Here is a 14,744-nt window from a genome sequence, read left to right on the forward strand (position 1 = left end):
AAATGGACAAGCGTCTTGGCTACCCACAGTCATGCTTGATCCAGAAGATTTGCCTCAGCCGTCGCACCCTCCTTGTGAGCGTGGCCCTGTTCCTGCTTCTCGTGTGGCTCATGGCATTTCCGGCCTACGGGGCAAACGATGGCACTGACATCGAGCAGCGCGTCAAGGCCGCTTTCCTCTACAAGTTCGCCAGCTATGTGGACTGGCCGGCAATCGCATTCCCCAAAGCGGATACCCCGTTCACGATTGCCGTCACGGGATCCGAGACGATTGCCGCTGAGCTCGTCCAGTTGGTGGCCGGCCGTACGGCGCAGGGACGTTCCATCACGGTCAAACGGATCGCGCCCGGAGACCCGCTTGGCGGCGTGCACATCCTGTTCGTCGGACGAAGCGAATCAGAGCGGCTCGCGCAGTGGGTTCAGGAAGCCAAAGCGCATTCGATCCTGATGGTGACCGATATGCAGGGTTCGCTGGGGCAGGGCAGCGCAATCAACTTCGTTCAGGCCGACCGCCGCGTGCGCTTCGAAATTTCACTCGACGCTGCTGAAAAAAGCAGCCTCAGGATGAGTTCACGACTGCTCTCCGTTGCCCAGCGTGTTTATACGGGAGCGCCATGATGTTGCGTGCGATCATGAACTCGGTGCGATACAAGGTGATTCTGGTGGTGCTCGCCACCAATTTTGCTGCGCTGTCCGTGGCGGGCATCGCGCTCGTCATCTTTGAACTCCGCAATTACAAGGACATTTGGGTCACCGACCTGGCCGCTCAGAGCACGATTCTGGGGCGGGCGAGCGCGCCGGCCCTGGAGTTCGACGACCCCAAATCTGCCCATGCGTATCTGGCGCTGCTCGAGACCAGGCCGCGGATCACGGCCGCAGCCATCTATAACGCCAAGGGCAAGCTGTTTGCCAGCTATGCGCGGGATGGCGTGCATGCCGCCGCCCTGCCTGCGCTCCCCGAGGCTGATGGCCACCGGGTCGACGGAAGCGAGATCACGCTGTTCACCCGAATCGTCGAAAACAACGAAATTCTCGGCACGGTCTACATGCGCGCGCAGTATCAGCTGTATGAGCGGCTGACGAGATACCTCGGCATTCTCGCTGCCGTCATGACTTTCAGTTTGCTGGTGGCATTCCTCATCGTGATGTGGCTGCAGGCAAGGGTGACCGGACCCATTCTTGCCGTGACCGATGCGGCGCGTCAGGTCATCACCAAACGTGACTATTCGCAGCGGGTGCGCAAGACGACCGACGACGAGATCGGCTTTCTGGTGGATGCGTTCAACGACATGTTGGCCGAGATAGGCCGCAGGACGGAAGCCGCGGCGGCGTCGAATCGCAAGCTCGAGCACGAAATCACCGAGCGCACGCGCGCCGAGGGCGAAATCCGCACCCTGAATCTCGAGCTCGAACAGCGCGTATCCGATCGCACCGCGCAACTGGAAAGCGCCAACAAGGAGCTGGAGGCATTCAGCTATTCGGTGTCGCACGATCTGCGTGCACCCCTGCGCGCTATTACAGGCTTCTCGACCATGCTGATCGAGGATCACGGCAAGCAGCTCGACCCGGAGGCCCAGAGGAAGCTGGGTGTCATTCTCAGCGAGACCGGACGCATGGGCGCGCTTATCGACGACCTGCTCGCATTTTCCCGTCTGGGCCGGAAAGTCATGCAGGTCACCGAGCTGGATATGACGGAGCTGGCCCGAAGCACCTTTGAAGATCTGATCCAGCAACACGGCGCATCGGTCGATTTCCATCTTGGCTCCCTGCCACCAGCCAAAGGCGATCGCATCCTGATTGGGCAGGTCTGGGCCAACTTGCTGTCCAACGCGCTCAAGTTCAGCTCGAATCGCGAGTTGCCGAGGATCGAGGTGAATGCGATCAGCGACGACAAGGAATGCATCTATTTCGTGCGGGACAACGGCGCGGGATTCGACCCCCGTTACCAGTCGAAACTGTTCGAGGTCTTCCAGCGTCTGCACGATTCCAGCGAGTTTCCGGGAACGGGCGTCGGTCTGGCCCTGGTGCATCGTATCGTCGACCGTCATGGCGGCCGCGTATGGGCCGAAAGCAAGCCTGATGCAGGCGCGACTTTTTATTTCACCTTACCGAAGGAGCACAGCGATGGACACGTTTGAACAGGTGAACATTCTTTTGGTCGAAGACAGTCCCCTGGATGCGGAACTCACCATCCGCGCGCTCAAGGACGGCAAGCTCGCCAACACGGTTGATTGGGTGAAGGACGGGCAGCAGGCGCTGGATTACCTGTTCCACGAGGGCGGCTATACCGGGCGCGCTGGAAACATGCCGCAACTGGTTCTGCTGGATTTGAAAATGCCGCGCGTAAGCGGCATCGAGGTGCTGAGGATCATCAAGGCCGATCCCCGCACTCGGAAGATTCCAGTGGTTGTCATGACCTCTTCGCAGGAGGAACGCGATATCGCTGAAAGCTACGATCTTGGCGTCAACAGCTACGTCGTCAAGCCGGTCGATTTCACCGCTATGACCAATCTTGCCAGGCAGGCAGGTTATTACTGGCTGGCAATCAACCAGCCACCTGTAATGTAATTTTTGCATGTAGCGACCCGAATCGAATGAGGTGTACCGCTGGACATTCGGCTTCGCGGAGGACAGAAATGAACGGAAAAGCATTGCGTATCCTGAACGTGGAAGACTCGGAACTCGATGCCGAGTTGTGCTGGCGCGAACTCGATCGTGCAGGACTGAAATTTATCAAGGAACGGGTATGGTCGCGCGAGGCGTATGAGCAGGCTCTTCATGACTTTGCGCCCGACCTGATTCTCTGCGACTTCAGTTTTCCCGGCGCTTTTGATGGGCTCACGGCACTTGCCATCCTGAAAGAGAAGTCGATGGACATTCCCTTCATCTTCGTGTCGGGAACCATCGGCGAGGACCGTGCGGTCGATGCCTTGAAAAAAGGCGCGACCGACTATGTCCTCAAGGAACACATGGATCGGCTGGTGCCCGTAGTCAAGCGGGCGTTGCAGGAGGCCATGAAGCGGGTGGTGCTGCAACATGCCCGGGCGGCATTGCGCGAAAGCGAGGAACGCTTTCGCCAGCTGGCGGAAAACATTCGCGACGTCTTCTTTCTGATTGATGTGAGCGATCAACGCGTGCTTTACGTCAGCCATGCCTACGAGGAAATCTGGAACGAAAGCTGCGCCAGCTTGTACGAAAACATCAATGCCTGGCGCGACGCCATTCATCCCGATGACAAGGAAAAAACCGCCCGATCCTACGAGGAAAGAGTCCTTACTGGTCTGGATTATGAGTATCGAATCGTGCGGCAGGACGGGACCTTGCGATGGATTAGCGACCGCGTGTTTCCGATATGGGACGAATCCGGACGCCTGCAACGCATCGCGGGTGTCGCTTCCGACATCACCCTGCGCAAACGGGCTGAAGAAAGGATCGAGCGTCTCAACCGTATCTACGCCGTGTTGAGCGGCATCAACACGCTGATCGTGCGCGCCAAGAGTCGCGACGGATTATTGAATGAGGCATGTCGGATCGCAATCGATCCGGGACGTTTTCGCATCGCCTGGGTCGGCCTTGTCGATCGCGACGAAGACGTGGTGAAGCCCGTCGCATCGGCCGGAGATGTGCGCGACTTCTTCGATGCCATGCCACAGACAGCACTGCAGATAGGGCAGAGAGGGGAACTGGTCGAACAGGCAGTGTTCAGCGGCAAGCCGGTCATTTCGAACGACGTCAAGCGGGATCCTCGCTTGCAGGCACAGCTCCGTAGCCTGGACGAACGCAGAATCGGCTCGCTGGCCTTCGTCCCCCTCCTGCTCGATGGCGAGACAGCGGGTGTGCTTGCGCTGTATGCGGCAGATGCAGGGGTTTTCGACGATGAGGAGATACGGCTGCTCACCGAACTGGCCGGCGACATTGCGTTTGCGCTCGACTATCTCGCCAAAGGCGAGAAACTCAATTACCTCGCCTTTTACGATGCCCTGACCGGACTGCCCAATCGCGCACTGCTTGCCGATCGCCTGAGCCAGCAGCTGGTCAATGCCGAGCAGAATGGAACCAAGGTTGCGCTCGTGATAGGGGACGTGAAGCGGTTCCGCCTGATCAATGAGTCGTTCGGGCGTCAGAACGGCGATATGCTGCTGCGCGAGATTGCCGAGCGTGCCAGGCTTGGCTGGCCCAATCCGGATAGTCTGGCGCACATCAACGCAGACTGTTTTGCTGGCACGCTAGTCGAAATCAAGGACGAGGCCGTGGCAGTGCACGCGCTGGAGCGGGCATTGAAAGTCGTGACAGGCTCCCCATACACCATCGGTGAAAAGGAGCTGGCAATTTCGATGTCGGCTGGAATCGCAGTATTCCCTGCAGACGGCGACACCGCGGAAACCCTGTTCAAAAATGCCGAGGCGGCGCTGAAAAAAGGGAAGCTGTCCGGGGAACGTTATACGTTCTATCAACCCTCGATGAACGAGCGGGTCGCCGAGACCCTGTTGCTCGAAAACAAGATGCGCCGGGCGATCGACAACAACGAGTTCACCCTGTACTACCAGCCCAAGCTGAATCTGGCCACGGGCAATATCAGCGGGCTCGAGGCGTTGATTCGCTGGCAGGATCCGGACAACGGCATCATTTTGCCAGGCGAGTTTATTCCGCTACTCGAGGAGACCGGGATGATCCTCGAAGTCGGCGCGTGGGCCATACGCCGAGCGCTCACTGACCAGCGACAATGGCGCATGCGGGGACTGCAGGCGCCGCGCATCGCAGTCAATGTGTCGGCGATCCAGCTGCGGCAAACGAATTTTGTGGAAACGGTGCGCGAAGCGATCATGGACGCGAACTTGACGCCGCACGGGCTGGACCTGGAAATTACGGAAAGCCTGATCATGGAAGACGTCGAGGAAAGCATCAGGAAACTCGAGACGCTGCGCGACATGAACGTCAATATCGCCATCGATGATTTCGGCACCGGTTACTCGTCTCTCAGCTATCTTGCGCGCTTGCCGGTCCAGTTGCTGAAAATCGACCGCTCTTTCATTATCGCGATGACCAGGGATGCCGAAAGCATGGCGTTTGTATCCACCATCATTTCGCTTGCGCATTCGCTCAGGCTGAAGGTCATTGCAGAAGGCGTGGAAACCGAAGAACAGTCGCAATTTCTGAAACTGCTGAAGTGCGACGAGATGCAGGGCTATCTGTTCAGCGAGCCGCTGCCGTTCGAGCAGATCACCGCGCTGTTGGACAAACATTGATGCGATGCTTACTCCAGCATCTTCAACTGACTGTTGAGAATGCCCAATCTGCGGTCGATATCCTTGATGTAAGGGTGTTGGGGGAGGTGGCGGGTCAGTAGTTCGTTCCGCTCCGCTTCAAGTGCTTCGATGTGTGCCTGGATTTCTGCCTTGTTCCGGTAAGGCGGTTGAACCGCAAAACGCGCTTCCAGCCTTTCCACCTGTTGCTCGAGTTTGAGCAGGCGTTGCTCGACGGACGACGTATCGTTCTCCAGCGGCGCATTCGACCCGCAGCCCGACAGCGCTAACGCGAGCACCACTGCCATGCAAGATCTGGGAAGGAGCGGGTATGACTGGGGCATGGCAAACCTCGGTTAACTATTGAGACGGCTCGAAGAAGTATGAAGCCGCAGCAGCTCACGAGGCTGACCGGTTCCGCCACGGTTCGTTGTGCCGTCTCAATAGAGCGTTGTTTTTAATGGATTATTGATCCGGCCTGCTGACAAACCATCGATTTCATGGCTTTCTGTATAGAGCCCTGAAAAGCAAAAGGCCACCCCGAAGGATGGCCTGATGGGTGCTTTGTTTGCGCCTGATTGGAGCCCCGTCTCTCGTTTAAACGAGACTATCTGATATTTATAAATTGGCTATGAAATGGTGCATAACGGCAAACCCCACTCACCCTCTCAGCCGTACCCGCCTCTCTACTGTCAGCACGTCGCCCCCCGCATCCACTACCGCATACAGCCGCGGCTGCGGACGGCCGGCCCAGGTGGGGCCGGGAATGGGGCTGTCCAGGTACACCACTTGCGCGCCATCGAACTGTTTTTCGACCTGGCCGTGGGTGAGCAGATGGTTGAGGGCGGCGATGGAAATCCCACGCTGCTTCATGCGGCTGAAGGCGAGGGGGCTGATCTTTCCGAGTTTCATCATGCGGGTTCTCCTTTGGCCTGGCGCTGGCAGATCGCGCTTGGCGTTTTAGCCATTCGGTATTTATACTGTATACGCATACAACTGTACATGCATACAGTATTTTAAGGAAGCCCCATGAAAGAACTCACCGCACGCCAGGAAGAAATCCTGAACCTGATCAAGGAGTGGATCGAAACCACTGGCCTGCCGCCGACGCGCGTGGAGATCGCGCAGCACTTTGGCTTCAGCTCGCCGAACGCGGCCGAGGCGCATCTCAAGGTGTTGGCGAAAAAGGGCGTGCTGGATCTGGTGCCGGGCACGTCGCGCGGCATCCGCCTCAAGGGCGACAGCGGGGTGCCGCTGGTGGGCCGGGTGGCGGCGGGCAGTCCGATTCTGGCGCAGGAAAACATCGAGCGGCATTACCAGTTCGACCCCGCCATGTTTTCGCCGCGCGCGGACTATCTGCTCAAGGTGCACGGCATGAGCATGAAGGACGCCGGCATTCTCGACGGCGACCTACTCGCGGTGCACAAGCACGCCGAGGCCAAGGCGGGACAGATAGTGGTGGCGCGCATCGGCGACGAGGTGACGGTCAAGCGCTTTCAGCAGCGCGGCCACACCGTGCGGCTGCTGCCGGAGAACCCCGACTTCGAGCCGATCGTGGTCGACCTTACGCGTCAGGAGCTGGTGATCGAGGGCATTGCTGTCGGCGTGATCCGCAGCGGCCGGACCTTATGATCACTCCGTGTATGCCTTCGTGGCGGGGGCTCTTGCTTCAATAAAAACGACGCCGAGCGCGAAGGAAGTAGCCCATGCTTTTCCGCTGCTTTCGGTTGCCATCTATAAAAGGATGGCATGCATGGTCTGTGGAGGACATCCGATGCGAACGACGCCCAGCGTGATGATCACCGGCGCCAACCGCGGCCTCGGGCTGGAGTGGGCGCGGCAGTATGCCGAGGCCGGCTGGCGGGTGTTCGCCAGCTGCCGCCGCCCTGAGGTGGCTGGCGACCTCAGGGCCCTGGCCGATAGTTATCCGCGCGTCAGCGTGCATCGGCTAGACGTGACAGACAGCGAGCAACTGCGCACCCTGCAACTCGACCTGGAAGAAGCCCGATTCGACGTGCTGCTCAACAACGCGGGCGTGTATCTGGACAAGTTCACAGGCGACGTCGCGGGCATCGATTCCGAAGTCTGGCTGCGCACTTTCGCCGTTAACACGCTGGGGCCAATGCGGGTGAGCGAGACCTTCATCGGACAGGTGGCCCGCAGCGATAAAAAACGGGTGGTGGCGATCAGCAGTCATATGGGCTCCATTGCCGAGATCGCTACGCCCGGCAACTACGCCTACCGCTCCAGCAAGGCGGCGCTGAATGCCGCCATGAAGGGGCTTTCGCTGGCACTCGCGCAACGCGGCATTGGCGTCCTGCTGCTGCATCCGGGATGGGTAAAGACCCGCATGGGCGGCCCGGATGCGCCGTTCACCCCCGAGCAGAGCGTGCACGGCATGCGCGCCCTGGTGGAAGATTTCAAGCCGGAGATGAACGGACGATTTTTCCGCCATGACGGCAGCGAGATTCCATGGTAATCATAACCAGATCATGCGCGGAAGCTGTTCGGTTTGCGGCGGCATCGTGCGGTGGTTGCCAAGAACTATTTGACGGAAGTGGCTATAAACAGATGGAATACAGTCGCTGGTCTGCACCGGGGTGCGGGGCTTGAGTCCTTCAGGGTGGAACACAGGAGATCGACATGAGTGATCAGCGTATACGCAGGGCGCAAACGTGCGCAACGGGGGCTCGCCAGGCGGTGCATGAGTTTCATGCGGCGGTGTCACAGCCTGATATGGCACTGGTGGTCTTCTTCTGTTCCAGCGAATACGACCTGGGCGTGCTGACTGAGGAAATGAGTCGTTTGTTTGCCGGGGTTCATGTGGTGGGCTGTACCACGGCGGGAGAAATCGGGCCGGCCGGTTATCGCCAGCACAGCCTGTCGGGGGCGAGCTTTCCCGCAGGCAGTTGCGTGGTTGTCAGCGGATTGCTGGATCGTCTGAGGCAGTTCGATATCGGCAGGGGACATGACTTTACCCAGAACCTGTTGCAGCAGCTTGAAAGCAGGGCTCCAGACGCAAGCCCGGACAACAGCTTCGCTTTGATGCTGATTGACGGTTTATCGGTTCGCGAAGAACTCGTGGCGCATGCATTGCAATATGCGCTGGGCAAGATCACGCTGATTGGCGGTTCGGCGGGCGACGATCTGAAATTCACTCAAACCAGCGTTTATAGCGACGGGCGCTTCCACTCCGATAGCGCCGTGCTGATTCTGGTGCGGACCACCTTGCCCTTCAGCGTATTCAAAACCCAGCATTTCGTTTCCACCGACGAACGGCTGGTGGTCACGGAAGCCGACGCCAGCGGGCGCATCGTCAAGGAGATTAACGGGCTGCCCGCCGCTGCGGAGTATGCGCGGCTGGTGGGCGTGGCCGTGCATGATCTCAACCCCATGTGTTTTGCCGCATCGCCCGTCGTGGTGATGATAGACGGCACGGACTATGTGCGTTCCATCCAGAAAGCGAATGCCGACGGCAGCCTGACTTTCTTTTGCGCCATCGAAGAGGGACTGGTGTTCAGGGTGGCGCATGGCGTGGATCTGCTGGATAACCTGGAACAGACTTTCGGAAAAATCCGCGCGGAAATCGGACCGCCGCAACTCGTCCTCGGCTGCGACTGCATCCTGCGCAATCTGGAAATATCCCAGAGCAATTTAAAAGATTGCGTCGGGGAGCTTTTCCGGCGCAACAACACCATCGGTTTCAGCTGCTATGGCGAGCAGTTCAAGGGCATGCACGTCAACCAGACGCTCACCGGGATCGCCATCGGCGCCGCTCCCGAAGCTGTTCCGGGGCAGCCGCGCGGTGAGTGATCAAGTCGAAACCTTGCAGGCCGAGATCGTGCGCCTGAACAAGATCATTCAGTCGCTGATGAATCGCGCAGAACGCAACGCGAGCATTCAAGGGTCGGACTTCAACCTGTTCCAGACCGCGATTACGCTGGAAGACCAAGTGCGCCGCCGCACCGACGAACTGGAAGCGGCCATGCGGATGAACGAGAAAATCACCCGTGACTTGCGGGAAAGCGAAAACCAGATCCGCAACCTGGCCTTCTATGATGCCCTGACGCAACTGCCCAATCGCCGCCTGTTGAATGACCGTTTGGGGCAAGCGATGGCTGCCAGCAGACGCAGTGGCTGTTACGGCGCGGTGATGTTCCTCGATCTGGATAACTTCAAGCCGCTCAACGATACGTACGGCCATGACATGGGCGATTTGCTGTTGACCGAAGTCGCGCATCGCTTCACCCACTGCGTGCGTGAAATGGACACCATCGCGCGTTTCGGCGGCGATGAGTTCGTGGTGATACTCAGCAAGCTGGATGCTGACAGAGAACGATCCATTGTGCAGGCCGGCATCGCGGCCGAAAAAATTCGCGCCAAGCTGGCCGAACCCTATTTATTGACGCGCAAACAAGAGGACGGCACGGAAACCACAGTGGAACATCGCTGCACCTCGAGCATCGGCGTGGTGCTGTTCATCGATCACGAAGCAACTCAGGATGACATCCTGAAATGGGCCGACAAGGCGATGTACCAAGCCAAGGAAAGTGGACGCAATCGGGTCAGCTTCTTTGAGCCTTGACCATCATGTGGATTTCCGCTGACCCCGTTTTTTCTACAACCGACTCCAGACTTCCCAGATGAATGACTTGTTTCAACCCGGCGTGCGCCGCCGCGAGGTATGGGCGTGGGCAATGTACGACTTCGCCAATTCTGGCTACACCACGGTGGTCATCACCGCCGTGTTCAGCGCCTATTTCGTGGCGGCCGTGGCCGGCAATGCGCCATGGGCGACGTTTGCCTGGACGCTGGCGCTCTCTGTTTCCTATGCGCTGGTGATGCTGACCGCGCCGCTGATTGGCGCCTATGCCGACGCGCACGCCAGCAAGAAGAAGCTGCTATGGCTGACTACCCTGGGCTGCGCAGGCTTTACTGCGCTGCTGGTGTTTGCCGCGCCCGGCGCGCTGATTCTGGCCATCGTCGCGCTGGTGCTGTCCAACTATTTCTTCGGTACCGGCGAAAATCTGATCGCCGCGTTTTTGCCTGAACTCGCGCGTCCGCGCGCACTCGGCCGGGTGTCGGGCTGGGGCTGGTCGTTGGGCTATGTCGGCGGGCTGGTGTCGCTGGGGGCGAGCCTGGCCTATATCAGCTGGGCGCAGGCCCAGGGGCAGGGCGCAAGCGACTTTGTTCCGGTGACCATGCTGATCACCGCTGCGATTTTCATGCTGGCCAGTCTGCCCACGCTGACGATGCTGCGCGAACGCGCCACGCCGCAGCCGGCGCAAATTGCGCGCAACGCCTGGGCGCAGGTGCGGCACACGCTGGGCCATCTGCGACAGCTGCCCGATCTCAAACGTTTTCTGGTGTGCACCGTGCTGTATCAGGCGGGCATCCAGGCGGTGATCACATTGGCGGCGATCTACGCTAGCCAGGTGTTCCATTTCACCACCCAGCAAACCATCCTGCTGGTGTTGCTGGTCAATATCACGGCGGCGCTCGGCGCTTTCGTGTTCGGCCACGTGCAGGACCGGATCGGCCATGTGCGGGCGATCGCGTTGACGCTGGCGGGCTGGATCGTGATGGTGTTGCTGGCCTGGATGGCGCCGGACGAGCGCATGTTCTGGGTGGCGGCCAATCTGGCCGGGTTGTGCATGGGCGCTTCGCAGTCGGCCGGACGGGCGATGGTGGGCCTGCTGGCGCCGCCGGCGCAGCAGGCCGAGTTTTTCGGTTTGTGGGGGTTGGCGGTCAAGCTCGCGTCGATACTCGGCCCGCTGACTTACGGTGCGGCCAGCTGGATCACCGCAGGCGACCATCGTCAGGCGCTGCTGATCACCGGCAGCTATTTCGTCGCCGGCCTGTGGGCGCTGCGGGGTGTGCAGGCGGCACGCGGCCATCGCGCGGCGCGGCGCTTTGCGCAGGTCGGGCAGGGCGCATGAGTCGCTTCGTCATCCACGAAACCGACTGGGCGCGCGATGCCGTGCGTCTGGGTGCGGTGCGGCGCAAGGTTTTCATCGACGAGCAGGGGGTGCCCGAGGCGCTGGAATGGGATGCCGACGATGCCGGCTCGCTGCATCTGCTGGTCACCCTGGCGGACGGCACGGCGATCGGCTGCGCGCGCCTGCTGCCCGACGGCCATATTGGCCGCATGGCGGTGCTGCCGGAATGGCGCGGACACGGGGTTGGGCAAGCCTTGCTGGCAGCGGCAGTCCATCTGGCACAGTCGCAGGGCCACGCTTGCGTCCTGCTCAGCGCGCAAACCCATGCGGCTGGTTTCTATGTTGCAGCCGGATTCATGGCAGTGGGCAACCCTTATGAAGAGGCGGGTATTCCGCATGTCGCCATGCAGAAGTACTTAAACCCGGATAATCCATCAGGCGGCGCTTAGCGCCTACGCGCGCGCTGGCGGCCGCTTTGCGGTCATTTTTGCCGCTTGCTCGGCGCCCATGGAACAACCATGGGCTTCTCCCAAGCAACAAAACTGCCTCGCAAACCGTCTCGCCATCATCGCGCGTCCTGATGGATTATCCGGGTTGAATTGAGCAGCTGATCAAGCCAGTTGTTTTTGGCGGCTTGGCAATTAAGTATTTACTGATAGAGTTCAATTCAATTCGTTTATCGCTGGCCCGCGCGGCCCTATCAAAGGATCAATCAAGCATGGCACCTCTCAGAGCAGGCATTGTTGGCGCAGGAATAGCCGGAGCCAGTTGCGCGGGCACGCTCGCAGCAGCAGGCTGGGACGTGGATATATTCGATAAGGCACGCGGGGCGGGTGGTCGCCTGTCGACCCGCCGCCTGGAGCCGGGCTGGGCCACGCTGGGTACGCCGTTCATTTCGGCCAAGCGCGATCCGTTCCGTAGCCAGCTGCGCGACTGGGCGCGTCAGGGCTGGCTCGCACCGGTGCGTGGCGAGGTGCTGCATGGCCGCGCCAACAAGGGCTGGGCACACGCGCAGTTGCAAAACCATTACCTCCCACTGATCGAGCCGTCCCAGATCGTGCGCAAATTGCTGGGCACGGCGCATCTGTATACCGAGTCGCGCGTCAGCGCGGTTCGTCCGCGCACGATCATTCTGGAAAACGGCCAGGTCATGGGCGATTACGACTGCGTCGTCTGCAGCGTGCCGGTGCCGCAGGCAATTCCCCTGCTCGATGCCTTGCCGCGTCTGAGCGAACGTCTCGGTGAAGTGCACTATCGTCCGATCTGGTCGTTTCTGATGCGCTGGGAGGGCGGGCCTGAGGCTGACATTATCCGTTTCGACGACCATCTGATTGACCTGGCGGTGCGGCAAACAGCCGGCGGCGAAGGCCTGTGGACGGTGCACAGCAGCCACGAATTCGCCGAAACCTATCTGGAGGCCTCGGAGATGGAGGCCAGCACCCGCGCCGCCTCGGCCGTGATGGGTTTGCTGGGCCTGCCGTGGCCGGTCGAGGTCGAAGCCTCGCATTTGTGGCGGCATGCCAAGCCGGAATCCACGATCGGCGGTTTCTGGCTGGGCGACCGTGAAAACCGGGTCGCCCTGATCGGCGACGGCATTGCCGGCGCCGGCGTCGAGCGCGCCTGGGAAAGCGGCGTGCGGCTGGCGCAGGCGCTGATGCTGGCGGAGGTCGAACTGGCGGACTGCCCGGCTATCTCGGCCCTGGATGAAGGTTGATCCGCGATCGAATGCGTGACATGAGCCGGAATTAAACTTCCACACGGTCGAATCTGTTCGGCCGTCATGGGTCTATACATTCCGATACGCCACGCCCCGATACATCAGGCCTGCTCCGACATGCTTTATATCGACCTTTTCAAATCGCTTGAACGCGCCCGCTGGAACATGGAAACCGATATTCCATGGGACAGCTTCGATGCCGCCAGGCTGAGCGACGAGCAGGCGCTGACGATCAAGCTCAACGCGATTACCGAGTGGGCGGCGCTGCCGGCTACCGAAATGTTCCTGCGCGACTTTGCGCACGACAGCGATTTTTCCGCCTTCATGTCGATCTGGTTCTACGAGGAACAGAAGCATTCGCTGGTGCTGATGGAATACCTGCGCCGCTTCAAACCCGAGTACGTGCCGACCGAGGACGAGCTGCACGCTGTTCGCTTCCCGTTCGACCCGGCGCCGCCGATGGAAACCCTGATGCTGCATTTCTGTGGCGAGGTGCGCCTCACCCAGTGGTACAAGTGCGCATCGGCGTGGCATACCGAGCCGGTGATCAAGCACATCTACGAAACCATCTCGCGCGACGAGGCCCGCCATGGCGGCGCATATCTGCAATACATGAAGCGGGCGCTGAAGCAGGGCGGGCCCGGCGTGGCGGCGGCGTTCGCCAGGATCGGTTTCCTGATGGCCTCCAGCCAGCGCTCCGACAAGGCCTTGCACCCCACCAACCTGCACGTCAACGAGGCGCTGTTTCCGCAGGACACGATCCAGTCGCGCCTGCCCGATCCGCAATGGCTGGAACGCTGGCTCGACGAACAGATCCGCTTTGACGAAACCTGGGAAAACAAGGTGGTCGGCGGCATCCTGCGCAATCTGTCCAGTCTGCTCGGCCAGACGTTCGAGAACGTGCGCGACCTCAACCGTTACCGCAAACAGATGCTGGCTGCGGCCTGAGCGGCCTGACTAGGAGCCTGTCGGACTAGAAGGAAATCGGCTGCAAATCCGCCTGGCCGGTCCATATTTCGCCGCTTTCTTGAGCAATAGAATGACTATTGCCCTGCGAAATCGTCAAAATCTGTCCTCGACCAGCCGAATTTTCGCTTCGATTTTTCAAGTCCGACAGGCTCCTAGAATCGCTCGTCCGGACGCAGATAACGCCATTGCCCCTGCGGCACCTTGCCCAGCGACACCCCGCCGAGGCGGATGCGCTTCATCGACACTACCTGCAAACCGACGGCTTCGCACAGATGGGCGACTTGCCCCACCTGCGCACCCTTTAGCGCCACGCGCAGGCGGGTTTCGTTTTGCCAGCTGACTTTGATCGTCGGCGGGATGCGGCCGTTGTAGCGGATGGCCTGGTTCAATTTTTTCAGCGTGTTCGGCAGCACTTCGCCGCTTACTTCGACTATGAGTTCGTGCTCGATCAGGGCGGCGTCTTCGCCGAGCTTGCGCGAGACGTGCCAGTCCTGGGTGAAGACGACCAGGCCGCTGGCGTCGGTTTCGAGCGGGACGCAGGGCGTGAGCTGGGTGAAATGCCGTTTCAGCCGTGCGATCCCCGAGGCGTCTTCTGCCCAGTGGTGGGCCGCGTCGAGCAGCTGCGCCGCCGCCGGGTCGCCCTCTATGGCGTGATGGCCGGGCGGCTTGTGCAGCAGCAGGGTGACGGGTTCGGCCTGCATGATGTTGGCGGCGGGGTCGATGTCGATGCGTTCCGCCGCGACGCGCGCCTGCGGCTCCTCGACCACCACACCCTCGACCCGCACCCAGCCGCCGGTGATGAGCTGCTCGGCTTCGCGGCGCGAGCAGGCGCGCAGTTCGGCGACACGTTTGGCAAGGCGGACGGGTTCTGTCATGG

General features: G+C 60.4%; 15 protein-coding genes. 12 read left to right on the top strand and 3 right to left on the bottom strand.

Annotated elements, in window-relative coordinates:
- Positions 1–2: 2 nt before the first annotated feature.
- From IV098_RS05795 to IV098_RS05810, 4 genes are all read left to right on the top strand, one after another.
- Positions 3–617: a YfiR family protein gene (locus tag IV098_RS05795; RefSeq protein WP_296886930.1), complete on the top strand. Its 615-nt coding sequence runs from the start codon at positions 3–5 to the stop codon at positions 615–617.
- On the top strand, positions 614–2,137 hold the full coding sequence (locus tag IV098_RS05800) for an ATP-binding protein (protein ID WP_296886932.1): 1,524 nt from the start codon (positions 614–616) through the stop codon (positions 2,135–2,137). The genes IV098_RS05795 and IV098_RS05800 overlap by 4 nt, the downstream gene beginning before the upstream one ends.
- On the top strand, positions 2,124–2,567 hold the full coding sequence (locus tag IV098_RS05805) for a response regulator (protein WP_296886935.1): 444 nt from the start codon (positions 2,124–2,126) through the stop codon (positions 2,565–2,567). The genes IV098_RS05800 and IV098_RS05805 overlap by 14 nt, the downstream gene beginning before the upstream one ends.
- Before the next feature lie 83 nt (positions 2,568–2,650).
- Positions 2,651–5,245: an EAL domain-containing protein gene (locus IV098_RS05810; RefSeq protein ID WP_296886937.1), complete on the top strand. Its 2,595-nt coding sequence runs from the start codon at positions 2,651–2,653 to the stop codon at positions 5,243–5,245.
- An 8-nt stretch (positions 5,246–5,253) separates the two neighbouring features.
- Here the strand turns inward: IV098_RS05810 and IV098_RS05815 are convergent, their stop codons facing one another.
- Both IV098_RS05815 and IV098_RS05820 read right to left on the bottom strand, forming a co-directional pair.
- Positions 5,254–5,550 carry a hypothetical protein gene (locus IV098_RS05815; RefSeq protein WP_296886939.1) on the bottom strand — a complete coding sequence of 99 codons (297 nt, stop codon included), beginning with the start codon at positions 5,548–5,550 and terminating at the stop codon, positions 5,254–5,256.
- 352 nt (positions 5,551–5,902) lie between these two features.
- Positions 5,903–6,157 carry a DUF4258 domain-containing protein gene (locus IV098_RS05820; protein ID WP_296886941.1) on the bottom strand — a complete coding sequence of 85 codons (255 nt, stop codon included), beginning with the start codon at positions 6,155–6,157 and terminating at the stop codon, positions 5,903–5,905.
- A gap of 114 nt (positions 6,158–6,271) precedes the next feature.
- On the opposite strand from IV098_RS05820, the gene lexA reads away from it, so the two are divergent.
- The 8 genes from lexA to IV098_RS05860 all read left to right on the top strand — a co-directional run bounded on the left by lexA (position 6,272) and on the right by IV098_RS05860 (position 13,846).
- Positions 6,272–6,874, top strand: coding sequence for a transcriptional repressor LexA (gene lexA, locus IV098_RS05825; protein WP_296886943.1), 603 nt, complete (start codon positions 6,272–6,274; stop codon positions 6,872–6,874).
- Positions 6,875–7,016: 142 nt separating this feature from the next.
- On the top strand, positions 7,017–7,721 hold the full coding sequence (locus tag IV098_RS05830) for an SDR family oxidoreductase (protein WP_296886945.1): 705 nt from the start codon (positions 7,017–7,019) through the stop codon (positions 7,719–7,721).
- A 164-nt stretch (positions 7,722–7,885) separates the two neighbouring features.
- Complete coding sequence (gene nosP / locus IV098_RS05835) at positions 7,886–9,055, top strand: nitric oxide-sensing protein NosP (protein WP_296886947.1); 1,170 nt, start codon at positions 7,886–7,888, stop codon at positions 9,053–9,055.
- Complete coding sequence (locus IV098_RS05840) at positions 9,048–9,827, top strand: GGDEF domain-containing protein (protein WP_296886949.1); 780 nt, start codon at positions 9,048–9,050, stop codon at positions 9,825–9,827. Before nosP ends, IV098_RS05840 begins: the two co-directional genes overlap by 8 nt.
- Positions 9,828–9,885: 58 nt before the next feature.
- Complete coding sequence (locus IV098_RS05845) at positions 9,886–11,181, top strand: MFS transporter (protein WP_296886952.1); 1,296 nt, start codon at positions 9,886–9,888, stop codon at positions 11,179–11,181.
- Positions 11,178–11,630, top strand: a complete 453-nt coding sequence (locus tag IV098_RS05850; RefSeq protein ID WP_296886954.1) for a GNAT family N-acetyltransferase — start codon at positions 11,178–11,180, stop codon at positions 11,628–11,630. Before IV098_RS05845 ends, IV098_RS05850 begins: the two co-directional genes overlap by 4 nt.
- Positions 11,631–11,899: 269 nt before the next feature.
- Complete coding sequence (locus IV098_RS05855) at positions 11,900–12,895, top strand: NAD(P)-binding protein (RefSeq protein ID WP_296886956.1); 996 nt, start codon at positions 11,900–11,902, stop codon at positions 12,893–12,895.
- 120 nt (positions 12,896–13,015) lie between these two features.
- Positions 13,016–13,846, top strand: coding sequence for a ferritin-like domain-containing protein (locus IV098_RS05860; RefSeq protein WP_296886958.1), 831 nt, complete (start codon positions 13,016–13,018; stop codon positions 13,844–13,846).
- A 173-nt stretch (positions 13,847–14,019) separates the two neighbouring features.
- Here IV098_RS05860 and IV098_RS05865 read toward each other — a convergent pair whose 3' ends face one another.
- Complete coding sequence (locus tag IV098_RS05865) at positions 14,020–14,742, bottom strand: S4 domain-containing protein (RefSeq protein WP_296886961.1); 723 nt, start codon at positions 14,740–14,742, stop codon at positions 14,020–14,022.
- Positions 14,743–14,744 lie beyond the last annotated feature (2 nt).

The organism is Thiobacillus sp., from assembly GCF_018780105.1.
In the GTDB taxonomy this organism is placed as follows: Bacteria; Pseudomonadota; Gammaproteobacteria; order Burkholderiales; family Thiobacillaceae; genus Thiobacillus.

Bases quoted from the DNA above. Each gene is read 5' to 3' on its own strand.
- IV098_RS05795 (WP_296886930.1), top strand. From the start codon at position 3: ATGGACAAGCGTCTTGGCTACCCACAGTCATGCTTGATCCAGAAGATT.
- IV098_RS05800 (WP_296886932.1), top strand. From the start codon at position 614: ATGATGTTGCGTGCGATCATGAACTCGGTGCGATACAAGGTGATTCTG.
- IV098_RS05805 (WP_296886935.1), top strand. From the start codon at position 2,124: ATGGACACGTTTGAACAGGTGAACATTCTTTTGGTCGAAGACAGTCCC.
- IV098_RS05815 (WP_296886939.1), bottom strand. From the start codon at position 5,550: ATGGCAGTGGTGCTCGCGTTAGCGCTGTCGGGCTGCGGGTCGAATGCG.
- IV098_RS05820 (WP_296886941.1), bottom strand. From the start codon at position 6,157: ATGATGAAACTCGGAAAGATCAGCCCCCTCGCCTTCAGCCGCATGAAG.
- lexA (WP_296886943.1), top strand. From the start codon at position 6,272: ATGAAAGAACTCACCGCACGCCAGGAAGAAATCCTGAACCTGATCAAG.
- IV098_RS05830 (WP_296886945.1), top strand. From the start codon at position 7,017: ATGCGAACGACGCCCAGCGTGATGATCACCGGCGCCAACCGCGGCCTC.
- nosP (WP_296886947.1), top strand. From the start codon at position 7,886: ATGAGTGATCAGCGTATACGCAGGGCGCAAACGTGCGCAACGGGGGCT.
- IV098_RS05845 (WP_296886952.1), top strand. From the start codon at position 9,886: ATGAATGACTTGTTTCAACCCGGCGTGCGCCGCCGCGAGGTATGGGCG.
- IV098_RS05850 (WP_296886954.1), top strand. From the start codon at position 11,178: ATGAGTCGCTTCGTCATCCACGAAACCGACTGGGCGCGCGATGCCGTG.
- IV098_RS05855 (WP_296886956.1), top strand. From the start codon at position 11,900: ATGGCACCTCTCAGAGCAGGCATTGTTGGCGCAGGAATAGCCGGAGCC.
- IV098_RS05860 (WP_296886958.1), top strand. From the start codon at position 13,016: ATGCTTTATATCGACCTTTTCAAATCGCTTGAACGCGCCCGCTGGAAC.
- IV098_RS05865 (WP_296886961.1), bottom strand. From the start codon at position 14,742: ATGACAGAACCCGTCCGCCTTGCCAAACGTGTCGCCGAACTGCGCGCC.